This window comes from Neobacillus sp. 19 (genome assembly GCF_049463095.1).
GTDB lineage: Bacteria > Bacillota > Bacilli > Bacillales > Cytobacillaceae > Neobacillus.
Genome location: NZ_JBMPZU010000058.1, coordinates 62,807 through 86,820, shown reverse-complemented (window position 1 = coordinate 86,820; position 24,014 = coordinate 62,807). Strand labels below are relative to the sequence as shown.

Below are 24,014 nucleotides of genomic sequence, written 5' to 3'. Positions count from 1 at the left end.
TAATAAATTCAGAACAAGAAGTATTTTATCAAACGAGAGCCTATTTTGCAATACACAATTAATCGGGATAAGAATTTTCATCTGCATGTTTTGGAATGATAAGGGCAAAAATAGGTAATATCTCTATTTACAGGGTTGGGAGTGAAGGAAAAATGGGTGAATCAATTGACTTAAGTCAGTATTCCATTCGAACAGATTTGGCCATTGAAGCAAGGGAAATGGTGCTTGCAGGAAAGTCTGTCGGACAAGAGGAAAACCTTTCGCAAATTGAAGGAGTCATAATTAAGGAAAAAGATGTTGACGATATAAAGATTTCTTTGGTGGAAGTAACGAAACAGGGTGAAGAGCAGCTAGGTAAAAAAGCCGGACGGTATTTAACCGTAGAGGTACAGGGGATCCGGCAGCAAAACACTGAGGTGCAGCAAAAGGTACAAGAGATTTTTGCCAGGGAATTTGCTCATTTTTTAGAAGGGTCAGGCATTAAGAAAACAGATTCATGCCTAGTAGTTGGTCTTGGAAATTGGAATGTTACCCCTGATGCATTAGGCCCATTGGTGTGTGAAAATCTTTTGGTCACCCGTCATCTTTATCAGCTGCAGCCAGAAAATGTTGAGGAAGGTTACCGCTCCGTTAGCGCTTTGTCGCCCGGAGTAATGGGACTGACTGGAATTGAGACGAGTGATATTATTTTTGGTGTTGTCGAAAAAACAAAGCCAGATTTTGTTATTGCGATCGATGCGTTGGCATCAAGATCAATTGAAAGGGTCAATTCCACGATTCAAATTTCTGATACAGGTATTCACCCCGGTTCAGGGGTAGGGAATAAAAGAAAGGAACTTAGTAAGGAGACTCTTGGGATTCCTGTTATTGCAATTGGGGTACCAACCGTTGTTGACGCGGTTTCCATTACTAGTGATACGATTGATTTCATTCTTAAACATTTTGGGAAAGAACTGCGGGAAGGGAACCGCCCATCTAGAGCACTTGCACCGGCAGGTATGAGCTTTGGGGAAAAAAGAAAGTTAACAGAAGAAGATTTGCCGGAAGAAAAGCATCGGAAGACGTTTTTGGGAATGGTCGGCACGCTGTCTGATGATGAGAAGAGAAAGTTAATTTATGAAGTGCTGTCTCCGATCGGACATAATTTAATGGTCACGCCTAAGGAAGTGGATGTCTTTATTGAAGACATGGCGAACCTAATTGCAAACGGGTTAAATGCCTCCCTCCATACAGCGGTTGACCAAGAAAATGCCGGATATTATACGAAATAAAAAAACAGGAGCCTGAAAGGAAAAAGGCTCCTGTTTTATTGCCCTAATTTATTGGTTCTATCAATTCTAGTAATGTCATAAGATTTACTAGAATCGTTAATGCGAGGTGGAACCATGAAAAATACTAGAACACCAGGTACGTTTTTAGTTGTTCAAGGGACAAGCTTACTTAAAATATTTGCAGCCTTATCATTATTTTTGATCTTGGTATTTTCTATTAGCGGGCTATTAACCTCGTTGAAGCCACAATATCGAATTATGTCCTCGTCTGTAAATCAAGCTGCTACCAATGTGAATGGGGAATTGCTTTATCAATTAATGGGCTGGGAAAATCATCACTTTTTAAAGGTCGAGAATAATTGGGCTTCGACACCAAAACTGGCCAGTTTAGTTTTAAGCCTATCAAGCAATATTAATTTGGATGATCCAAGAAGCCTTCTTGGCAGGGAACTTCCGGGCTTCTTCCAATTTGATGGGAAAATTCTGGTTGCGGGAGAGGGTACGAATTATACGAACATGCCGATGGAGTCATCCCCGCCGATAGAAATTATGAAGGGCGAGCGGGAGGCAGCACTGCAGAGTTTAGAAGGCTTAGATCGACCGTCAAATGAAAATCCATCCCCAGCTCCGGGTCAAACTACAGGGGATCGAAAGGTAGTTTATGTTTATTTCACCCATAATCGGGAATCCTATTTACCATATCTTAAAGGAGTCACAAATCCAAATTTGGCATACCATTCACAAATTAACGTCACTAAAATCGGAGATCAGCTAAAAACGAGTTTAGAAGATAGGGGTATCGGAACAGTCATTGATAAAACCGATGTTCAGGGGAACTTAAATAAAAAAGGGTTGAAGTATCCCAAGTCATACCAAGAATCTGGATTACTTGTTCAGGAAGCCATGGCTTCAAACCGTGACTACCAGTATTTGATTGATATCCATAGAGATGCAAAGCGGAAAGAACATACAACTGTTGATGTTAACGGAAAATCATATGCTAAGCTAGCCTTTGTAATCGGTGGTAAAAATCCAAATCATGAGAAAAATGCAAGACTCGCAACCGAACTTCACGATCTTTTAGAAAAAAAATATAAGGGATTAAGTAGAGGCGTCATCGTTAAAAATGAACCTGGCTCAAATAGTGTCTATAATCAAAATCTATCAGAGAATGCCATGCTGATTGAATTTGGCGGGGTTGATAATACTTTTGAAGAATTAAATCGCTCGGCAGATGCCCTTGCCGATGTGATTAGTGAGTATTTTTGGCAGGCTGAAAAAGTAAACGATGATGTTGAGCAATCAACGGATAAACAATAATCAATAGCAGTAAGGGAGCAGTGTTTATGAAAATGTTTATGGTAAAATGCCTATGCATTGCAGCTCTAATGCTCATCTGCGTTTTAACCGGGATGCAGCTGGCGGGTAAAGGGATCCATAAAATGAAGGGCTATGATGATCCAAATTTTCAAAATGCTGTTTCTATCTATGAATCGGACGATCATATAAGTGCCTCTTTTCTTGGCAAAGATCTTTCTAGTCATGATATCGAGGGGAAAAAGAAGAAGCTCGAGGAAATAAGTGCTTATAACTTCTTTTCATCGATGGGAAAGAAAATGTCAGAAGGAATTTCAAGTGCCTCGGGAAAATTAATTAAACTGATAACAGACTAAAATGGGTAGCGGTACCACGATGGTGCCGCTCATTTTCTGTTTTGCAAAATTTATTGATACTTGATTTTCCTGCTGATATAATCAAAAATAGTGTACATGCGCGAGAATAGTAGGAGTGAACTACCATGAATAGAGAAGATAGACTGAAACGACAAGAGAAAATAAGAAATTTTTCAATTATTGCCCATATCGACCATGGGAAATCAACTTTGGCAGACCGTATATTGGAAAAAACCAATGCATTAACATCTCGTGAAATGAAAGATCAGCTTTTAGACTCGATGGATCTGGAAAGAGAACGCGGGATTACCATCAAGTTAAATGCTGTACAATTGAAATATAAAGCGGGAGATGGAGAAGACTATATTTTCCATTTGATTGATACGCCGGGACATGTCGATTTTACGTATGAGGTATCAAGGAGCCTTGCTGCCTGTGAAGGTGCCATTTTAGTCGTAGATGCCGCGCAGGGGATTGAAGCGCAGACACTGGCGAACGTTTACCTTGCACTAGATAACGACCTTGAAATTTTGCCGGTAATTAATAAAATTGACCTCCCAAACGCTGAGCCTGAAAGGGTCCGCAATGAAATAGAAGAAGTCATTGGTCTTGATGCCTCAGAAGCGGTGTTAGCCTCCGCTAAAGCGGGAATTGGGATTGAAGATATCCTTGAACAAGTCGTAAAAACAGTTCCGGCGCCAACAGGGGATCCGGATGCACCATTAAAGGCTTTGATTTTTGACTCCTTATATGACGCCTATCGTGGTGTTGTTGCCTATATCCGTGTTGTCGATGGTACTGTTAAAGTCGGCGACAAAATTAAAATGATGGCTACCGGTAAAGAGTTTGAAGTAAATGAAGTAGGTGTTTTTTCACCGAGAGCGACGTTGCTTGATGAATTAACTGTAGGTGACGTTGGGTTTTTAACAGCAGCCATTAAAAATGTCGGCGATACCCGTGTCGGGGATACGATTACAAATGCAAAGAATGGTGCAACAGATCCGCTTCCTGGTTACCGAAAGTTAAATCCAATGGTTTATTGCGGTCTATATCCAATCGATACAGCTAAATTTAATGATCTTCGTGAAGCCCTTGAAAAGCTGCAATTAAATGATTCGGCACTCCAATTTGAACCTGAGACCTCTCAAGCGCTTGGCTTCGGTTTCCGCTGCGGCTTCTTAGGCCTGTTGCACATGGAAATTATCCAAGAGCGGATTGAACGGGAATTTAAGATTGATTTAATCACTACAGCACCGAGCGTTATCTATCATGTTCATATGACTGACGGCTCAGAAGTGAAAGTAGATAATCCATCTGACCTCCCTGACCCGCAGAAAATTGACCGGGTAGAGGAGCCTTATGTAAAAGCAACAATGATGGCGCCAAATGATTATGTCGGTGCTATTATGGAGTTGTGCCAATTGAAGCGCGGGATCTTTATTGATATGCAATATCAAGGAGAAAATCGCGTCAGCATCGTCTATGAAATTCCATTGGCGGAAATTGTCTATGATTTCTTTGACCAGCTCAAATCAAGTACAAGGGGCTATGCTTCTTTCGATTACGAATTAATTGGTTATAAACCTTCCAGCCTTGTCAAAATGGATATCTTGTTAAACGCTGAAAAAGTCGATGCCCTAAGCTTTATTGTCCATAAGGATTTTGCTTATGATCGCGGCAAGGTGATTGTAGAGAAACTTAAAGAACTGATTCCTAGACAACAGTTCGAAGTTCCTGTCCAAGCAGCCATCGGTCAGAAAATTGTCGCACGTTCTACCATTAAAGCGATGCGGAAAAACGTTTTGGCGAAATGTTATGGCGGAGATATCTCCCGTAAACGTAAATTGTTAGAAAAACAAAAAGAAGGTAAGAAACGGATGAAACAAGTTGGTTCCGTTGAAGTACCGCAAGAAGCGTTCATGGCAGTATTAAAAATGGATGACAATAATTCAAAAAAATAAAAACTAGCTGAGGTTAGGACATGCCTGATAGTAGGTGGTTCCTGCCTCTTTTTATTAGGAAGTGTAAAACATGATAAAAGCTGCGTACCTTCATATCCCATTCTGTGAGCATATTTGCCATTACTGTGACTTTAATAAGGTGTTTCTTAAGGGACAGCCTGTTGAAGATTATTTACAAGCTCTTGATCAGGAAATGAAGCTGACGCTTCATCAATATCCTGCGGATCAATTAGCTACCATCTTTGTCGGCGGCGGTACGCCAACGTCATTAAATGAACAACAGCTTTCCATGTTTTGTGAAAGTATAATAAGAAACCTGCCTAAAAGTAATACATGCGAATTCACATTTGAAGCCAATCCTGGTGATTTAAGTAAAGAAAAATTACAAATATTAAAAGAGGCGGGTGTCAACCGACTTAGTCTTGGTGTTCAAACCTTTAATGAGGATTTACTAAAGAAAATCGGCCGAGTTCATAAAGCAAAAGACGTTTATCAGACGATTGAAAACGCGAAAACAGTTGGTTTTGAAAATATCAGCATTGATCTAATTTTTAGTTTACCGACTCAGACTGTTCAGGATCTTAAAGAGTCTTTAACAAAGGCGTTTTCCCTTGATATCAATCATTATTCTGCCTACTCGCTCATTATTGAACCAAAGACCGTATTTTATAATTTGCTGAAAAAGGGCAAGCTGCCTACTCCTGGTGAAGATGTCGAGGCCAGCATGTATGAACTGTTAATGGATGAAATGGACAGGCATGGTTTCAATCAATATGAAATTAGTAATTTTTCAAAACCTGGCTTTGAGAGCAGGCACAATTTAACCTACTGGAATAATGAATATTATTACGGCTTTGGTGCGGGTGCACACAGTTATGTGAATGGAGTTAGACGATCAAACTCAGGACCCTTGAAAAAATATATCGATCAAATCAACAATGGCATACTTCCTGTTTTTGAAGAACACCAAACATCGAAAGCCGAGCAGGTGGAAGAAGAAATGTTCCTGGGCTTACGGAAAACAGCAGGGGTGTCAATTTCACATTTTATTGAAAAGTTTAGTCTAGACCCACTAAAGTTATTTGAACAGCAGCTAACGGAATTAATCGCAAAGCAATGGATAGAAGTGAAGAATAATCATATATATTTAACTAAAAAAGGCCGTTTTTTAGGTAATGAGGTATTCCAAACATTTTTAGGAGTATGTAATGATTGACACCATCCCCCTTTTTTTGATAATTTATTAGTATAATTAGCACTCGGTAATGATGAGTGCTAACAGAGGTGATGAATGTTGTTAACAGATCGTCAATTGTTAATTCTTCAAGTTATTGTTGATGACTTTATTCGATCTGCCCAACCAGTCGGCTCAAGAAGCTTGTCGAAAAAAGAGGAGATTTCTTTTAGCTCAGCGACGATTCGCAATGAAATGGCTGACCTTGAAGAGTTGGGGTATATTGAAAAGACGCATACCTCCTCAGGGCGTGTGCCTTCAGAAAAAGGTTATCGGTATTATGTGGACCATTTATTATCGCCTCAAGTTTTAAATCAGCAGGATATCTCGATTATTCGGTCGATTTTTGCTGAGAAGATTTATGAGTACGAAAATATTATTCAAAGATCGGCTAAAATTCTATCGGAACTGACCAATTATACATCGATCGTTCTTGGACCGGCCGTAAGCATTAATAAGCTGAAGAGAATCCAAATCATTCCGCTTAATAAAGAGACGGCGGTAGCCATTTTTGTTACGGATACCGGCCATGTTGAAAACCGGACCTTTTCAATACCTGCCACTATGGATTCAAGTGACTTGGAAAAAACGGTGAATATTTTGAACGAGCGATTAGCAGGCGTTTCGTTGGAAAATTTAAACGATAAAATTTATAAGGAAGTAGCAATGCTTTTGAGGCAGCATATTCATAATTATGATTTAATGCTGCATACAATTGCTGATTCCTTAAAAATGCCAATCCATGAAAAGCTCTTCTTTGGCGGAAAAACAAATATATTAGCGCAGCCGGAATTTCATGATATTGCTAAAATCCGTACGTTGCTCATGATGATTGACCAAGAAGAATGGATTTATAATTTAATTCGGAAAGAATCAGCTGGCATCCATGTGACAATTGGTACCGAAAATAATATTACCGCCATGGACAATTGCAGCTTAATTACAGCTTCTTATTCAGTCGGTGCGGAAAAGCTGGGTACGATTGCAATCCTCGGTCCTACGAGAATGGAATATTCCCGTGTGATAAGCTTGCTCCAATTTTTAAGCAAGGATTTGACTGAGGTTTTAACGAAATTGTATCAAAATAATTAGCACGGGTAATATTGAGTAAGGGTGAAATGCCTCTCAAGTTTCACCCACTTTCTTATGGATAAGACATGATTTTTACTAAATACACAAATCCTTTAAGGGAGGTGAGTAAGTTGACAAATGAGAAAAACAATACACTAAATGAAGAAATAGAAATCGACGATACTAGTAAAGTTGAACTTACTGAAGAAGAAACGGTTGAGTCTGTATTTGATGAGGCTGAAAAAACAGAGATTAATCCGATCGATGAACAGCTGAAAGAAATTGAACAGCTTAATCATAAGTTAGAAGAATCAGAAAATCGTTATTTACGTCTTCAGGCAGATTTTGATAATTTCCGCCGCCGGTCCCGATTGGATCAAGAGGCGAGTGAAAAATATAGAGCACAAAAATTAATTACAGATTTACTGCCTTCGTTAGATAATTTTGAACGAGCGATGAATATCGAAGCTGACAACGAGCAATCCAAATCGTTATTGCAGGGGATGGATATGGTATATCGCAGTCTTTTAGATGCCTTGAAAAAAGAAGGTGTTGTACAAATCGAATCTGTAGGGCAAGAGTTTGACCCGCATCAGCATCATGCCGTCATGCAAGGTGAGGATGAGAATTATGGATCAAATATTGTGACGGAAGAATTTCAAAAGGGCTATCTATTAAAAGACCGTGTGATTCGTCCGGCAATGGTAAAAGTAAATCAATAAGCCTACATATTTTTTTAGGAGGAACAGGCAATGAGTAAAATAATTGGTATTGACCTTGGAACAACGAACTCTTGTGTATCCGTACTTGAAGGCGGAGAACCAAAAGTAATTCCAAATCCAGAAGGAAATCGTACAACTCCTTCCGTAATTGCATTTAAAAATGGTGAGCGTCAAGTCGGGGAAGTGGCAAAGCGCCAAGCGATTACAAACCCTAATACGATTATGTCGATTAAACGCCATATGGGTACAAATCATAAAGAGCATATTGAAGGCAAAGATTATACTCCGCAAGAGCTATCAGCCATCATCCTTCAATATTTAAAATCCTATGCTGAGGACTATTTAGGCGAGGAAGTAACAAAGGCCGTTATTACAGTTCCTGCATATTTTAATGATGCAGAGCGTCAAGCAACAAAGGATGCCGGAAGAATTGCCGGTCTTGAAGTAGAACGAATTATCAACGAGCCGACTGCTGCAGCACTTGCTTACGGTTTAGATAAAACAGACCAAGATCAAACGATTCTTGTTTATGACCTTGGCGGCGGTACATTTGACGTTTCAATTCTTGAACTTGGTGATGGTGTATTTGAAGTTAAATCAACTGCTGGTGATAATCGCCTAGGCGGTGATGATTTTGACCAAGTAATCATTGATTATTTAGTAGATCAATTTAAAAAAGAAAACGGTATTGATCTTTCTCAAGATAAAATGGCCCTGCAGCGTCTAAAGGATGCAGCGGAAAAAGCGAAAAAAGATCTTTCCGGTGTAAGTTCCACACAAATTTCTTTACCGTTCATTACAGCTGGCGCAGCCGGACCGCTTCACCTTGAAGTCACTATTTCTAGAGCGAAGTTCGATGAACTGTCTGCACATCTTGTTGAAAGAACAATGGGACCAACTCGCCAAGCACTAAGTGATGCTGGCCTATCTGCGTCACAACTTGATAAAGTTATTCTTGTCGGCGGTTCAACACGGATTCCTGCCGTTCAAGAAGCGATTAAAAAAGTAACTGGCCAAGAACCTCATCGCGGCGTTAACCCAGATGAAGTTGTGGCAATGGGAGCTGCTGTTCAAGGCGGAGTCATTACCGGTGATGTTAAGGACGTAGTTTTACTCGACGTAACTCCTTTATCACTTGGCATTGAAACAATGGGCGGGGTATTCACGAAATTAATCGATCGTAATACAACCATCCCAACATCTAAGTCACAAGTATTCTCTACTGCAGCGGATAATCAAACGGCTGTTGATATCCATGTTCTGCAAGGAGAACGCCCAATGGCTGCAGATAATAAAACATTAGGACGCTTCCAATTATCTGATATTCCGCCGGCACCACGCGGAATTCCACAAATTGAAGTGAACTTCGATATTGATAAAAACGGGATTGTAAATGTTCGTGCTAAAGACCTTGGCACAAATAAAGAGCAACAAATTACAATTAAGTCTTCAACGGGTCTATCTGATGAAGAAATCCAAAAAATGGTCAGAGAAGCAGAAGAAAATGCAGAAGCTGACAAGCAGCGTAAGGAAGAAGTTGAGCTTCGAAATGAGGCGGACCAACTAGTCTTCACTACTGAAAAAACATTAAAAGACCTTGAAGGTAAGGTTGATGCGGCAGAGGTTGCAAAAGCTAACGATGCAAAAGATGCATTGAAACAAGCAATTGAGAAAAATGATCTTAACGAAATTCGTACTGCAAAGGATGCATTACAGGAAATCGTTCAAGCATTGACTGTAAAGCTGTATGAACAAGCGGCACAAGCTCAACAGGCAGCACAAGGCGGAAATGCCGATGATTCAGCTGCGAAAGATGACAATGTGGTAGATGCAGAATTTGAAGAGGTTAAAGACGATAAATAATTACTTTACTATGTGTGAAAAAGTCAAAGTCATTTATTCAGACTTTGGCTTTTTCATTGCAATAGTACTATTACCGGTGTTAGAATAATCTTTATGTGACAGATTCGGGAGTGGTAATCATGAGTAAACGGGATTACTATGAAGTACTTGGTGTTAGTAAGAGTGCTTCAAAGGATGAAATAAAAAAAGCGTATCGTAAACTTTCTAAACAATATCACCCAGATATTAATAAAGAGCCAGATGCGGCTGAGAAATTTAAAGAAATTGCTGAAGCATATGAAGTGTTAAGTGATGATCAAAAAAAGGCGCACTATGACCAATTCGGCCATACCGATCCGAATCAAGGATTTGGAGGATTTGGCGGCGGTTCTGATTTTGGCGGCGGCTTTGGCGGGTTCGAAGACATCTTTAATACTTTCTTTGGCGGTGGCGGCGGCTCAAGGAGACGTGACCCAAATGCGCCGAGACAGGGTGCAGACCTTCAATACACAATGACTGTGTCTTTTGAAGAAGCAGCATTTGGCAAAGAAACAGATATTGAAATTCCACGTGAGGAAACCTGTAATACATGCAGCGGTTCGGGTGCAAAGCCAGGAACAAACCCAGAGACCTGCCAGCATTGTCATGGAACAGGTCAGTTAAATGTGGAACAAAATACTCCATTTGGCAGGATTGTAAACCGTCGTTCATGTCACCATTGTAATGGTACTGGAAAGGAAATAAAGCATAAATGTTCTACCTGCGGCGGTTTAGGAAAAGTGCAAAAGCGCAAAAAGATTCATGTCAAGATTCCTGCAGGTATTGATGACGGCCAACAGCTTCGTATGGCTGGCCAAGGGGAAGCTGGAATTAATGGCGGACCGGCAGGAGATCTGTATGTTGTTTTCCAAGTACGCCCGCATGAGTTCTTTGAAAGAGATGGCGATGATATTTATTGTGAAATGCCGATTACCTTTGTTCAAGCCTCTTTAGGGGATGAAATAGAGGTGCCTGCCTTAAGTGGAAAAGTAAAGCTGAAAATTCCTGCAGGAACTCAAACGGGTAAAAAATTCCGTTTGAAAGGAAAAGGTATTCCGAATGTACGCGGATATGGTGTTGGGGATCAGTATATAATTGTCCGGATTATTACACCGACAAAGCTTTCAGATAAACAAAAGCAATTGCTTAAAGAATTTGCAGAGCTTAGCGGCTCGTCACCTATTGGCGAACATGAAGAAAGTTTTTTCTCAAAAGTAAAACGTGCTTTTAAAAGCGAGTAAGAATTGGAGTTGGTAGAATGAAGTGGTCAGAAATTAGTATCCACACAACAAACGAAGCGATCGAACCTATTTCACATATCCTGCATGAAGCCGGGGCGAGCGGAGTAGTCATAGAAGATCCATTTGAATTGACGAAGGAAAGGGAAGATCAATTCGGAGAAATCTACCAACTCAATCCCGACGATTATCCAGAAGAAGGGGTTATCGTTAAAGCTTACCTGCCTATTAACAGTTTCTTGGGAGAAACAGTTGACGCGATTAAGGAATCAATCAATAATCTGATTATTTACGATATTGACTTGGGGTTAAATAAAGTAACGATTAGCGAAGTGCACGAAGAAGAATGGGCAACAGCGTGGAAGAAATATTATAACCCTGTGAAAATTTCAGAAAAATTCACGATTGTTCCTACTTGGGAGATTTATGAACCGGTCAGCAGTGATGAATTAATCATTGAATTAGACCCAGGTATGGCTTTTGGGACGGAACCCACCCAACTACTGTTATGTGTATCCAGGCCCTTGAGCGAACTGTTCGTCCCGGTGACAGGGTGATCGATGTTGGTACTGGATCTGGGGTGCTCAGCATTGCCGCTGCCATGCTTGGTGCAGAGGATGTAAGAGCTTATGACCTTGATGAAGTAGCAGTAACATCTGCAAAGCTGAATATCAAGTTAAACAAAGTAAGTAAGACCGTATCCATTTCTCAAAATAATCTTTTAGATGGTGTTGAGGAAAATTCGGCGGATGTGATTGTTGCGAATATTTTAGCTGAAGTGATCTTAAGATTTACGAAAGATGTTGCCCATGTCGTTAAGCCAGGTGGAACTTTCATTGCATCCGGGATTATCCAGCAAAAGAAAGATCAGGTTAAAGAAGCGCTCGTTGCGGCAGGTTTTGAAATTTCAGAAACCATCTTAATGGAAGACTGGGTTGCCATTATTGCTAAAAGGATATAATCGATAAAAAGGGGTGTAGAGACCCCTTTTTATTTTTCACATCTTTCATTATTGCCTTATCTTTTGTAAAATAAAGAGTAAAATGTTTTAGAGAGGGTGCAAAAGTGTGCAACGCTACTTTGTGAACAAACATGCAAATGATGATCGTTTTTTCATTAATAACGAAGACCGCCATCATATTGTGAAGGTGATGCGTATGCAAATGGGCGATCAAATCATTTGTGTCGATCCAGAGGGAAAACAAGCTATTTGCAGGCTTGCAGAAATTACCGATGAAAGTGTCGTTGCAGACGTTGTACAATGGAAAGATGAAGTTTCCGAGCTTCCCATTTCAATTACAATAGCTAGCGGGCTCCCAAAAGGGGACAAGCTGGAATGGATTATTCAAAAGGGAACGGAACTAGGTGCACATCAGTTTCTTCCATTTGCTGCATCTCGTTCAGTCGTAAAGTGGGATGAAAAAAAAGCTGCAAAAAAAATAGAGAGATGGCAAAAGATTGCCAAAGAAGCGGCAGAACAATCCCATCGTGCGTTTATGCCTGAAATTATTAGTCCGATGAGTTTTAAAGCAATGCTGGCCAAAAGTAAGGATTTTGACTATAAATTAGCCGCTTTTGAGGAAGAAAGCAGAAACGGTGAGACATCTGTATTTTCATCTGTCCTCAAAAAAATGAAAAAAGGACATTCACTACTTTTGGTTTTTGGACCTGAAGGCGGTTTAGCGGATGAAGAGGTACAACTATTACGAGATCATGGATTTGGTCTATGCGGCTTAGGGCCGCGAATTCTACCAACGGAAACGGCCCCATTATATGCACTTGCGGCCATATCCTATCATTTTGAACTATTGAGGTGAGTTTACAAATGGCAACAGTCGCGTTTCATACACTTGGATGCAAGGTAAATCACTATGAAACAGAAGCCATCTGGCAATTGTTTAAACAAGAAGGTTATGAACGGGTTGATTTTGAATCCATTTCCGATGTATATATTATCAATACATGTACGGTAACCAATACTGGTGATAAGAAAAGCAGACAGGTTATCCGCCGGGCAGTTAGAAAAAACCCTGATGCGGTTATTTGTGTCACAGGATGCTATGCACAGACATCGCCAGCAGAAATTATGGCTATTCCAGGTGTTGATATTGTTGTAGGCACGCAGGATCGTGTGAAAATGCTTGATTACATTGAACAATACAAAGCGGAACGCCAGCCGATTAATGGTGTTGGAAACATCATGAAAAACCGTGTTTATGAAGAGCTTGATGTTCCTGCATTTACGGACAGAACACGTGCTTCTTTAAAAATCCAAGAGGGTTGTAACAACTTCTGTACCTTCTGTATCATTCCATGGGCTCGCGGTTTAATGAGATCTCGCGACCCGAAAGAAGTTATTCGTCAAGCACAGCAGCTCGTCGATGCGGGCTATAAAGAAATCGTCTTAACCGGTATTCATACCGGCGGTTACGGCGAAGATATGAAGGATTACAATCTTGCCATGCTGCTACGTGATTTAGAAGCGGGTGTTAATGGTCTTGAACGCCTTCGGATTTCCTCGATTGAGGCGAGCCAGATTACGGATGAAGTCATTGAAGTTATTAACCAATCGAATATTGTTGTCCGTCATTTGCATATTCCGCTTCAATCCGGTTCTAATTCGGTACTTAAAAGGATGCGCCGTAAATATACGATGGAATTCTTTGGAGAGAGACTCGAACGCTTGAAAGAAGTACTTCCCGGTCTTGCGGTTACTTCTGATGTCATTGTTGGATTCCCGGGGGAAACTGAAGAAGAATTTATGGAAACCTATAATTTTATTAAGGATCATAAGTTCTCTGAACTCCATGTATTCCCATATTCTAAACGTACTGGAACGCCAGCAGCAAGGATGGAAGACCAAGTCGATGAAGAAGTGAAAAATGAACGTGTACACCGCCTAATTTCCCTATCTGATCAGTTAGCAAAGGAATACGCCTCACTGTTTGAAGGGGAAGTTTTAGAAGTAATTCCAGAAGAAGAATACAAGGAGGAAGCTGCTTCTGGAAAATATATTGGTTATACAGACAACTATTTGAAAGTAGTATTTCCTGCAACAGAAGCGATGATCGGTAAGATTGTTAAGGTAAAAATTACAAAAGCAGGCTATCCATACAATGAGGGCCAATTTGTCCGAGTTGTGGAGGATACTGCGTTAGTTAAGGAAGAAGTTTTTAACAAAGAAGAAGCTGCTATTTAAGGAAAAAGAACCTCTCGCAGGTTCTTTTTTTTTGGGCAAACTACTGTAAGAAACAAGTTTCTTTCCATATTAAAAATTGAAAGGAGCATGTAAATGACTGCTGCTAATGTTGCTGCAATGATTGACCACACGTTACTAAAACCAGAAGCAACGAGGGAACAGATTCAAACCTTGTGCCAAGAGGCTAAGGAAAATAATTTTTTTTCAGTATGTGTGAATCCAACTTGGGTTAGTACTTCCAAAGAGCTTTTGCAAGGCAGCGGTGTTAAGGTGTGTACGGTCATCGGCTTTCCTCTAGGGGCCACAACTTCAGATGTTAAAGCATTTGAAACGAAAAATGCTGTTGATAATGGTGCCGATGAAGTGGATATGGTTATTAATATTGGTGCATTGAAGGATCAAAATGATGACTTAGTTGAAAAGGATATCCGTGCTGTTGTTGATGCAGCTAAGGGCAAGGCGCTGACGAAGGTTATTATTGAAACAAGTTTGTTAACGCAGGAAGAAAAAATTCGTGCCTGTGAGCTTTCTGTAAAAGCCGGTGCTGATTTTGTGAAAACTTCAACAGGCTTTTCAACAGGGGGCGCAACAGTTGAAGATATTGCTCTCATGAGACAAACTGTGGGACCTTCTATAGGTGTTAAGGCGTCAGGCGGTGTCCGCAGTACGGAGGATGCAGAAAAAATGATTGAGGCCGGTGCAACGCGGATTGGTGCAAGCTCAAGTGTTGCGATAATAAATGGACTAAAGGTTACTTCGGATTATTAACTACAAAAAAAGACGGCGACCTGCGCCGTCTTTTTCACGATACAGGCCGCTTAGGCCGCCGATCGTGAAAAAATAATATCATCTCTCCAAAACGTGTGGCGAACGGTAATACGAGCAATGAGGTTGCCACATTAAAAATCACACTAATATGAGCTAATTGGACATCTTTTTTACTGGCAAGTAACGGAGCGTTCTCCGTTAGCAGTGGAATTATCGGGATAAACAGCAAAACGCCAAACACATTGAGCCAAACATGTGCAAATGCGGCTAATTTCGATTCCTTTCCACCCCCAATTGAGGCAATAACAGCGGTAATGCATGTACCAATATTCGCACCAAGGACAATTGCGATCCCGGCATCAAGCTGCAGCAAGCCGGCCGTTAAAAATCCCATTGCTATACCCGTCATCGCCGTACTGGATTGGATAATGGCTGTAATAACAGCACCAGCCAAAAGACTTAACATAAGATTGTCATTAATTGATAAAATAAATTTATTAATAAAGTCCATTGTTGTTAAAGGTTGTGCTAATAATTCAAAACCCTTCATTGCCGTAAAAACGGAGGCAATTCCGAATAAAAGCATACCGATACTTCTCATTTTTTTATTTTTGAATAAAATGAGTAATGCTCCACTAACAGCAAGAGGAACAAGAATGGCATCTAAATCAAACGTAATAAGTTCAGTTTTAAAAGTTGTGCCGATATTTGTGCCAAGAATAATTCCAATGGATTGAGGAAAAGTCATTATTCTGGCTGAAATTAATCCTATTGTAATCACCATAACAGCAGAACTGCTTTGCAGCAGGGCAGTAATAAACGTCCCCGTTACCATTCCTTTTAAAGGTGTGCTTGTTAATTTTATCAACCATGTCTTTAATTTATTTGCAGATAAATTAAATAAGCCAAACCTGATTATGGTCATTCCAAATATAAATAATAAAATGCAAAGAACAAATAATAGTATGTACAGCATGTTCTAGGCCTCCTCGCTTCATTCTATGGCTAAAAGCAGCGGTACATGCCACTTTTTAAGACAGGCAGTAATTTTTTTAAGATGAGTGAAACTCCGTTGCGAATTTCAGTTGACCTTGTATCAAGGTTATATTATAATTGCATGGTACATGGATTGAATGTAAGTGTGTTGTGTTTCGGAGGGAGGGAAAGAGAATGTCTAAAACCGTCGTTCGTAAAAACGAATCGCTTGAAGATGCTCTTCGTCGCTTCAAACGTACAGTATCAAAAACTGGTACTTTGCAAGAGGCAAGAAAGCGCGAATTTTATGAAAAGCCAAGTGTAAAACGTAAGAAAAAGTCTGAAGCAGCAAGAAAACGTAAGTTTTAAGAGAGGGTGTAATACATGAGTCTTCTCGAGCGTTTGAATAATGATATGAAACAAGCGATGAAAAACAAGGAAAAAGACAAACTCTCAGTTATTCGGATGGTCAAAGCTTCATTGCAGAATGAAGCGATTAAGCTCGGAACAAAAGAGCTTTCCGAGGATGCGGAGTTAACAATCCTTTCTCGCGAAGTAAAGCAACGCAAAGACTCCCTCCATGAATTTGATAAGGCTGGTCGTCAAGACTTAGTTGATAAATTGCATACCGAGCTCTCGATAGTCGAGCTGTATTTACCGAAACAGCTTTCTGAAGAAGAACTGTCAGAAATCGTTAAAGAAACGATCACTGAAGTCGGTGCAAAATCAAAAGCGGAAATGGGAAAAGTGATGGCTGCCATTATGCCTAAAGTAAAAGGCAAAGCAGATGGTTCACTCGTAAATAAATTTGTACAACAACACCTTTCATAGTATTCTGACATAAAGACCGCAGGCTCCAATTGCTTGCGGTCTTTTAAAGTTATCGGCAGCAATTTGAAACTTTTTACTCCTTTGTACGTATTACATATAGTCAGTTGTAGAGAAAGAAAGGGGGGTCTCGAATGATTTGAGTTTCTTACTGATCCGATTGTTGTAACCGTTCTCCTGACAATAGCGGGAGTTGGAATTGTGCTGGAGCTTTTTTCAACAAAGTTTGGGATAGCGGGATTTATTGGTGTATTAGCGCTCATTTTGTTCTTTTACGGGCATTTTCAAGCCGGACTTGCTGGATACGGAACATTATTTTTATTTGTAGGAGGCATTATTCTTATCTTCTTAGAGTTTTTCCTGCCGGGAGCGGTTGCTGGTACACTTGGTGTTGCTGCCTTAATTTTAAGCCTTTTTTTAGCTGGTGAAGATGCCCTTCAAATAGGGGTTTCTATTTTTATCGCCATTTTGATTTCTATTGTTGTTTTCTTTATGATGGTTAAGATGTTCGGTAAAAAGCTTGTCCTTTTTAATAAAATGGTATTGTCGGAATCCGCTAGGAAAGAGGATGGCTATGTATCAAATATTAACCGTACAGATCTTTTGGGAAAGGTTGGGACAGCTTTAACCGTTTTACGGCCGGCAGGAACAATTATTATTCAGAATGAACGAATTGATGTCGTAAGTGAGGGAAGCTTTATCGAGCAAAACGCAAAAGTGAAAGTCATAAAAGTTGAAGGTGCCCGAATTGTAGTTAGAGAAGTCAATTAAATCTGTTGGGGAGGTTTCATAATGGACGTTATATCCGGAGGAACAATTTTTATTATTGCAATTGTAATTGTTGCCTTAATCTTTTTAGGAATTCTATTATCGTTTGTACCGGTCATGCTTTGGATATCGGCACTAGCTGCAGGAGTCCGCATTAGTATTTTCACGTTAGTTGGGATGAGACTGAGAAGGGTAACACCGAGCAGGGTGGTAAATCCGCTTATTAAAGCCCATAAGGCTGGTTTAAACATGACGACTAATCAGCTGGAAAGCCATTATCTTGCCGGAGGGAATGTGGATCGGGTCGTTAATGCCCTTATTGCTGCCCATCGTGCAAATATTGAACTATCATTTGAACGATGTGCTGCAATTGACCTCGCAGGACGAGATGTTTTAGAAGCGGTGCAGATGAGCGTTAATCCAAAGGTAATTGAAACCCCATTTATCGCTGGTGTTGCAATGAACGGTATTGAAGTAAAAGCTAAGGCAAGAATCACCGTTCGGGCAAATATCGAGAGACTTGTCGGCGGTGCAGGGGAGGAAACAGTGGTTGCCCGTGTGGGTGAGGGAGTTGTCTCCACAATCGGTTCATCAGATAGTCACAGTAAGGTCCTTGAAAATCCTGATTTGATTTCGCAAACGGTTTTGGCGAAAGGGCTTGATGCCGGGACCGCTTTTGAAATCCTGTCGATTGATATTGCGGATGTGGATATCGGTAAAAACATTGGCGCAGAATTACAAACAGAGCAGGCGGAAGCTGATAAGAAAATTGCTCAGGCGAAGGCCGAAGAGCGGCGGGCAATGGCTGTCGCCTCCGAACAAGAAATGAAGGCGAAAGTAGTGGAAATGAGAGCTAAAGTTGTTGAAGCAGAGGCAGAAGTTCCACTTGCGATGGCGGAAGCACTTAAATCCGGAAATATTGGTGTGATGGATTATATGAATTATAAAAACATTTCTGCCGATACGGAAATGAGAGGTTCCATTGGGAAAATGACAGGCGAGAAGAAAGACGATAAATAAAACCCGCTTTAGTAGAAAAGAAGGGGGTGGGAGCTTTGGAAACCGTATTATTTTTCATTATTGTCGGTATTATCTCAACACTATTCGGTAAAGCAAAACGAACTCAAGGGCACTCTCCCAAAAAGCCATTTACAGCAAATGGTATGGAGGATATTCGAACGCTTTTTAAAGAGCTGGCGAATGAGGGAGCAGAACAAATCAGGCCGAAGAAAACAGAACAAAATAAGGAATTAGCGCAAGAAAAAATGAAAAATATTGAACAAGAATATTTACAAGTCAGGCAAGAATCAGAAGCCAGTCGAACAGGGATGGCGGCTGCTCGACTGCAAAATGAGAAGCTGGAAAACCAAACGATCAAGCCAAGACAGGCTGAAAGCGAACCGATGATTTCTAAAGAGCCGGATTCAAATACCGTGATCAATGGAATTATTTGGGGAGAAATTCTTGGCGAACCGCGGTCGAAAAAACCTTATTTTGCAAGAAAAGGCTGATTTAGTCCTAAGAAACAAAAGAAAAAGGTGTGCTGAACCCCCTTTCATTTCATAAATATGAGATGAAAGGGGGTTCTTTTTTTATGGCAAAAAAATGGGGCCAACGAGTTCGCAACTGGATGGCTAATAAAATGGATCTTCCTCAAGATGTCATGATGGATTTGCCCCGTATTACGATGATTGGACAAATCCATATCTATATAGAGAATCACCGCGGCCTGCTGGCGTTTACTGATAAAGAACTCCGTTTGCTGCTAAAGCAAGGTCAATTGTTAATTACAGGTAAGTCATTTGTGATTAAAACGATACTACCTGAAGAAATTTTACTGGAAGGAAAAATTGATCAGGTTATTTATATAACTGATAATCCGGGAGGAACAAAATGAAGAACCAATGGATCGAATTTTTTTATGGCAGGGTTACCGTAAAAGTATCTGGAAAGGGGCTTGAGCGCTTTATAAATGTTTTAACAAGAAATGGACTGCATGTTTGGCAGGTTAAACGGCATGGGACGGAAACAATTACTTTCAAAATGAGGGTCCAGGATGCCCTGAAAATTAGACATTTTGCGCGGAAAGCGGATTGTAAGCTTTCCTTTTTAGGACGAAGCGGAGCGCCGTTTTTGTTTAGAAGACTTTTAAAAAATAGCGGCTTTATGTTAGGAGCAGCCGCCTTTTTATTCATTATCTTTTTCTTATCGAATGTGATTTGGGGAATTGAAATAAAAGGAGCAAAACCGGCAACTGAGTACCAAATCCGCAAAGAATTGGACAAGATGGGTATTAAAATCGGCAAGGTTCAGTTTTTGGTTGATAACGTGGAAGGAATACAAAGACATTTAACTGATCGTATTGGCGCACTAACATGGGTAGGTGTGGAATTAAAGGGGACAACCTATCACCTGCAGGTTGTCGAAAAGAATGAGCCGAAAAAACCGGAGCAATTATCACCGCAGAATCTTATTGCGAAAAAGAAAGCCATCATTGTTCAGATGTTTGTTGAAACTGGCCAAAAAGTTGTTGATATTCATGACCATGTAGAAAAAGGGCAATTACTCGTATCCGGATTATTTGGTAATGACGAGAATCCCGAATTGACAGCAGCAACCGGCGAAGTTTGGGGTGAAACCTGGTATAAGAGTGACGTCCAACTCCCTTTGGAAACAAACTTTAATGTATATACTGGTAAGGAAAAACAAAAGTATGCATTATTGATGGGGAATCTTGAAATACCAATATGGGGTTTTGGGAAACCTGAATATAAGAAATATGAAACTGAAAAGACAGTTCATAAACTTCATTTTCTGAACTGGGAGCTGCCACTTTCCTATGTCAATAAAACGATTCGTGAACGGGAAGAATATTTGCGCGCGTATTCCAAGCAGGAGGCTGAACAATATGCGCTTGAGCTGGCGAAAAAAGAAATAAAAAGCAAGCTAGGTGAAGATGCTATCATAAAAGATGAAAAGATTTTACACAAAGAGTATAAAAATGGTAAGGTAATATTAGCTATTCATTTTAAAATAATTGAAAACATTGCAGTCGGACAACCGATATCCAAGGAGACTCTTGAATGACAGAAAAATTAACAACGATCAATGTACAGCTTGAAAATCCCACAGAGGCCATTAACCTGCTGGGGAATTCAGATCAAAATTTAAAAATGATCGAGCAAGAGCTTGGTGTTTCCATTATCACAAGGGGTGAATCTGTCAGTTTGTCAGGCGATGAAAACAACGTCGTGATAGCTGGACAAATATTAGACCGATTACTATATGTGATTCGAAAGGGAATTAATATCAGCCAAAGAGATGTCCTCTATGCCATTCAAATGGCTCAAAAAGGAACGCTTGATTATTTTGTGAATTTGTATGATGAAGAGATCGGCAGAAATGCTAAAGGGAAAACAATTCGAATAAAAACGCTGGGGCAAAGGCAATATGTGATGGCCATTAAGAAAAATGACCTTGTTTTTGGGATTGGCCCAGCCGGAACAGGTAAAACCTATCTCGCTGTTGTCATGGCCGTAAATGCCTTGAAAAGCGGACAGGTCAATAAAATAATATTAACCAGGCCGGCTGTTGAAGCAGGCGAGAGTCTCGGCTTTCTTCCGGGAGACTTAAAAGAAAAAGTTGATCCATATTTAAGACCCCTGTATGATGCACTAAATGACGTTCTAGGAGCGGAGCATACCCAAAGATTAATTGAACGGGGTACAATAGAAATTGCTCCTCTTGCCTACATGAGAGGCCGTACATTAGATGATGCATTTGTTATTTTAGATGAAGCACAAAACACAACCGATAAACAAATGAAAATGTTTTTGACAAGACTTGGCTTTGGCTCTAAAATGGTCATCACAGGAGATCGAACACAAATTGATTTGCCGAAGGGTGCAAAATCTGGTCTTATTGCCGCCGAGGAAATTTTGCAAAATGTAAATGGAATTTCGTTTATCTTTCTCGAGCAAAGTGATGTTGTCCGTCATCCGCTTGTCGGCAGAATTATCGCAGCCTATGAGAAAAAAGCAAATCAGTAATAAGATGCGGGATAAACCTTGGATAGGTTTATCCCTTTTTCCATGTCAACATGAACCTTCTCCTAGTAATAGGTGAAACTTATTAAAAAAACTGTTATCATTTTACATAAAGCGTACTTTCAGTAATAATATGTATATTCTTTCGCAAAACACATGATTTATGGGCCGTGGCTGGGGGGATTTAGTTGGATAAACTACAGCAGCACTTCATTCGGATACGAAAGTTACTCGATATTACTTTTTTTCGAATCCTATTTTTTATTGTATTAGGAATTGTTCTTTTTGCTGCTATGTACAGTAATGTAAAGCCGGAAAAGCTGGATTTAAGCCTGTTTTCTGTCGCTGAAAAGACGATTCGATCTCCGGGGACCGTCGAAGATAGAAAAAGTACAGAAAATAAGCGAAAAGAGGCTGTTAATCAGGTGCAGCCTGTCATCTTCTTTGAAAAATGAGTACACCCAAAATCGAGTTGATTTGATTACTTCCATTTTTCAATCGGCGGTAGAAGTAAATGATGAAATAAAAGAGGAAATGAAGAAGCAGGAAGATTTAGCAGCTGTGGATACGCCGGAAAAGGGAGAACCGAGTGTATCAGATAAAGTGACAAGATTAAAAGCAAAATTGACAGCTGGTGTTTCAAAAGATCTCTCAGATCAAGTTTTTTCTGCGTTAGTCCAGGCAAGTAATGATGAATTGTCGATTGCAAAGGATTTGACCGTTACAGCAATTAATAATGTTATGACTAAAAGAATTTCAACTGATGATGTGGAAAATGCTAAGAAAAGGGTAGAGGAAAAATTAAAATACACTGCCTTAAGTGATAGTTTAAGATTGGCGTCCATCAATCTGGGAAGGTATGCCGTCATTCAAAATGAATTTTATGATCCCGCAGCGACAGAAGAGCTAAGGCAGCAGGCAGCTGAAAGTGTAGAACCTGTCAAAATCCTTCAAGGGCAAATTATAGTTGAAGAAGGGAAGTTAATCAATCAGGATATTTATCAACAATTAAAGCTGGTCGGCCTATTAAACAATGATAAATCGTTTAAACCCTCTATTGGATTAGTTGCGTTAATTACTATTTTCCTTTCGGCGATTTATTATTATTTTTATCAAATGAAATCCCTGCCAGAGAAACGGCAAACATCTTTGTTATTATTTGGGATTATTTTCATTCTCTCTCTCATCATTATCAAAATCATTAGCATGCTGCAAATATTTAATTTTGCCGGCATTGGGTATATTTTCCCAGCTGCCATGGGTGGTATGCTGTTAAAGATTTTAATTGATGAAAAGCTAGCGTTTCTAACGTCAATCATTATGGCGGTTTGTGGAAGTATTTTATTCAACGAAGGGGTCACGGGCACGCTTAATTTTTCACAGGGGATTTATATCCTCTTTAGTTCCTTAGCAGCAATTTTATTCTTAAACACACAGAATCATCGGACAAAGATATTACAGGCCGGGACATTTGCTGCGATTGTCAATCTTTTGACGATAGGTGTGTTATTGTTTTTGCCAAACGGACAATTTTCCGGGATTGAATATGGGTACTATTTTATTACTGCCCTTGTATCGGGTATTGGATCTGCTGTACTAACGATTGGATTATTGCCTTTCTTCGAGGCAAGTTTTGGAATTCTTTCCACGATTAGGCTGATTGAACTTTCTAATCCCAACCATCCGCTTCTTAGAAAAATTTTAATGGAAGCGCCGGGAACCTATCATCATAGCGTCATGGTTGCTAATTTAGCGGAATCAGCCTGTGAGGCCATTGGGGCTAATGGACTGCTGGCTAGAGTAGGAAGTTATTACCACGATATTGGAAAAACTAAAAGACCTAACTTTTTTATCGAAAACCAAATGCATCTTGAAAATCCTCATGATCGACTGCCGCCTGATAAAAGTGGAAGTATCATTATTGCCCACGTTACTGACGGTTCGGCGATATTAAAGAAATATCATATGCCTAAAGAAATTATTGATATTGCCGAGCAGCATCACGGGACAACGTTACTAAAATTTTTTTATCATAAAGCACTTCAAAATAATGCTGATATAAGGGAAGAGGAGTTTCGTTATCCAGGTCCAAAGGCACAGACAAAGGAGTCTGCAGTGATTGGCATTGCTGATAGTGTGGAGGCCGCCGTCCGCTCATTATCACAGCCTACACCAGAACTCATTGAATCTCTTGTTAAGAAAATTGTCGCAGACCGGCTGCAGGATGGTCAATTAAATGAATGTGATATTACCATGAAAGAAATTGAAACGGTCTCACATACGCTATGTGAGACGTTAAAGGGGATCTTTCACTCAAGAATTGAGTACCCTGAACTGACAAAGACAAAGAAGGTGAAACAAGCATGACACTACTTATTG

General features: G+C 40.1%; 21 protein-coding genes and 2 pseudogenes. 22 read left to right on the top strand and 1 reads right to left on the bottom strand.

Annotated elements, in window-relative coordinates:
* Window positions 1-152: 152 nt before the first annotated feature.
* From gpr to deoC, 13 genes and pseudogenes are all read left to right on the top strand, one after another.
* On the top strand, window positions 153-1,271 hold the full coding sequence (gpr, locus tag ACO1D1_RS18145; protein WP_149871045.1) for a GPR endopeptidase: 1,119 nt from the start codon (window positions 153-155) through the stop codon (window positions 1,269-1,271).
* A 114-nt stretch (window positions 1,272-1,385) separates the two neighbouring features.
* Window positions 1,386-2,591, top strand: coding sequence for a stage II sporulation protein P (spoIIP, locus tag ACO1D1_RS18140; protein WP_149871044.1), 1,206 nt, complete (start codon window positions 1,386-1,388; stop codon window positions 2,589-2,591).
* A gap of 26 nt (window positions 2,592-2,617) precedes the next feature.
* Complete coding sequence (locus tag ACO1D1_RS18135; protein WP_149871043.1) at window positions 2,618-2,944, top strand: DUF3679 domain-containing protein; 327 nt, start codon at window positions 2,618-2,620, stop codon at window positions 2,942-2,944.
* 125 nt (window positions 2,945-3,069) lie between these two features.
* The gene (gene lepA / locus ACO1D1_RS18130; protein WP_423336643.1) at window positions 3,070-4,905 is read left to right on the top strand and encodes a translation elongation factor 4; all 1,836 of its coding nucleotides are present in this window, start codon (window positions 3,070-3,072) and stop codon (window positions 4,903-4,905) included.
* A gap of 70 nt (window positions 4,906-4,975) precedes the next feature.
* Window positions 4,976-6,121 (top strand): radical SAM family heme chaperone HemW, encoded by a 1,146-nt coding sequence (gene hemW, locus ACO1D1_RS18125; RefSeq protein WP_423336642.1) that lies wholly within the window; start codon window positions 4,976-4,978, stop codon window positions 6,119-6,121.
* 78 nt (window positions 6,122-6,199) lie between these two features.
* Window positions 6,200-7,231 (top strand): heat-inducible transcriptional repressor HrcA, encoded by a 1,032-nt coding sequence (gene hrcA / locus ACO1D1_RS18120; RefSeq protein WP_149871040.1) that lies wholly within the window; start codon window positions 6,200-6,202, stop codon window positions 7,229-7,231.
* Between the two features lie 110 nt (window positions 7,232-7,341).
* Window positions 7,342-7,932 carry a nucleotide exchange factor GrpE gene (gene grpE, locus ACO1D1_RS18115; protein ID WP_423336641.1) on the top strand — a complete coding sequence of 197 codons (591 nt, stop codon included), beginning with the start codon at window positions 7,342-7,344 and terminating at the stop codon, window positions 7,930-7,932.
* 30 nt (window positions 7,933-7,962) lie between these two features.
* Window positions 7,963-9,795 (top strand): molecular chaperone DnaK, encoded by a 1,833-nt coding sequence (gene dnaK, locus ACO1D1_RS18110; RefSeq protein ID WP_423336640.1) that lies wholly within the window; start codon window positions 7,963-7,965, stop codon window positions 9,793-9,795.
* A gap of 119 nt (window positions 9,796-9,914) precedes the next feature.
* The gene (dnaJ, locus tag ACO1D1_RS18105) at window positions 9,915-11,054 is read left to right on the top strand and encodes a molecular chaperone DnaJ (RefSeq protein WP_423336639.1); all 1,140 of its coding nucleotides are present in this window, start codon (window positions 9,915-9,917) and stop codon (window positions 11,052-11,054) included.
* Between the two features lie 17 nt (window positions 11,055-11,071).
* Window positions 11,072-12,012, top strand: a pseudogene (gene prmA, locus ACO1D1_RS18100) (50S ribosomal protein L11 methyltransferase).
* 106 nt (window positions 12,013-12,118) lie between these two features.
* Window positions 12,119-12,868, top strand: coding sequence for a 16S rRNA (uracil(1498)-N(3))-methyltransferase (locus tag ACO1D1_RS18095; protein ID WP_423336638.1), 750 nt, complete (start codon window positions 12,119-12,121; stop codon window positions 12,866-12,868).
* Window positions 12,869-12,876: 8 nt separating this feature from the next.
* The gene (mtaB, locus tag ACO1D1_RS18090; RefSeq protein ID WP_149871034.1) at window positions 12,877-14,250 is read left to right on the top strand and encodes a tRNA (N(6)-L-threonylcarbamoyladenosine(37)-C(2))-methylthiotransferase MtaB; all 1,374 of its coding nucleotides are present in this window, start codon (window positions 12,877-12,879) and stop codon (window positions 14,248-14,250) included.
* A 93-nt stretch (window positions 14,251-14,343) separates the two neighbouring features.
* Window positions 14,344-15,018 (top strand): deoxyribose-phosphate aldolase, encoded by a 675-nt coding sequence (gene deoC / locus ACO1D1_RS18085; protein WP_149871033.1) that lies wholly within the window; start codon window positions 14,344-14,346, stop codon window positions 15,016-15,018.
* A gap of 34 nt (window positions 15,019-15,052) precedes the next feature.
* On the opposite strand, the gene ACO1D1_RS18080 is transcribed toward deoC, so the two are convergent.
* Window positions 15,053-15,994: a Na/Pi symporter gene (locus ACO1D1_RS18080; RefSeq protein WP_149871032.1), complete on the bottom strand. Its 942-nt coding sequence runs from the start codon at window positions 15,992-15,994 to the stop codon at window positions 15,053-15,055.
* A gap of 194 nt (window positions 15,995-16,188) precedes the next feature.
* Here ACO1D1_RS18080 and rpsU point away from each other — a divergent pair, with 194 nt between their 5' ends.
* From rpsU to ACO1D1_RS18035, 9 genes and pseudogenes are all read left to right on the top strand, one after another.
* Window positions 16,189-16,362: a 30S ribosomal protein S21 gene (gene rpsU / locus ACO1D1_RS18075; RefSeq protein ID WP_007087607.1), complete on the top strand. Its 174-nt coding sequence runs from the start codon at window positions 16,189-16,191 to the stop codon at window positions 16,360-16,362.
* A 15-nt stretch (window positions 16,363-16,377) separates the two neighbouring features.
* On the top strand, window positions 16,378-16,824 hold the full coding sequence (locus tag ACO1D1_RS18070) for a GatB/YqeY domain-containing protein (protein ID WP_149871031.1): 447 nt from the start codon (window positions 16,378-16,380) through the stop codon (window positions 16,822-16,824).
* Window positions 16,825-17,022: 198 nt separating this feature from the next.
* Window positions 17,023-17,592 (top strand): NfeD family protein, encoded by a 570-nt coding sequence (locus tag ACO1D1_RS18065; RefSeq protein ID WP_423336637.1) that lies wholly within the window; start codon window positions 17,023-17,025, stop codon window positions 17,590-17,592.
* 21 nt (window positions 17,593-17,613) lie between these two features.
* The gene (gene floA / locus ACO1D1_RS18060; RefSeq protein WP_423336636.1) at window positions 17,614-18,609 is read left to right on the top strand and encodes a flotillin-like protein FloA; all 996 of its coding nucleotides are present in this window, start codon (window positions 17,614-17,616) and stop codon (window positions 18,607-18,609) included.
* A gap of 35 nt (window positions 18,610-18,644) precedes the next feature.
* Window positions 18,645-19,100 carry a hypothetical protein gene (locus ACO1D1_RS18055; RefSeq protein WP_423336635.1) on the top strand — a complete coding sequence of 152 codons (456 nt, stop codon included), beginning with the start codon at window positions 18,645-18,647 and terminating at the stop codon, window positions 19,098-19,100.
* A gap of 83 nt (window positions 19,101-19,183) precedes the next feature.
* Complete coding sequence (gene yqfC / locus ACO1D1_RS18050) at window positions 19,184-19,486, top strand: sporulation protein YqfC (protein ID WP_149871027.1); 303 nt, start codon at window positions 19,184-19,186, stop codon at window positions 19,484-19,486.
* Window positions 19,483-20,676: a sporulation protein YqfD gene (yqfD, locus tag ACO1D1_RS18045; protein ID WP_423336634.1), complete on the top strand. Its 1,194-nt coding sequence runs from the start codon at window positions 19,483-19,485 to the stop codon at window positions 20,674-20,676. The genes yqfC and yqfD overlap by 4 nt, the downstream gene beginning before the upstream one ends.
* Window positions 20,673-21,638, top strand: coding sequence for a PhoH family protein (locus ACO1D1_RS18040; protein WP_423336633.1), 966 nt, complete (start codon window positions 20,673-20,675; stop codon window positions 21,636-21,638). Before yqfD ends, ACO1D1_RS18040 begins: the two co-directional genes overlap by 4 nt.
* A gap of 185 nt (window positions 21,639-21,823) precedes the next feature.
* Window positions 21,824-24,002: pseudogene (locus ACO1D1_RS18035) on the top strand (HD family phosphohydrolase).
* Window positions 24,003-24,014 lie beyond the last annotated feature (12 nt).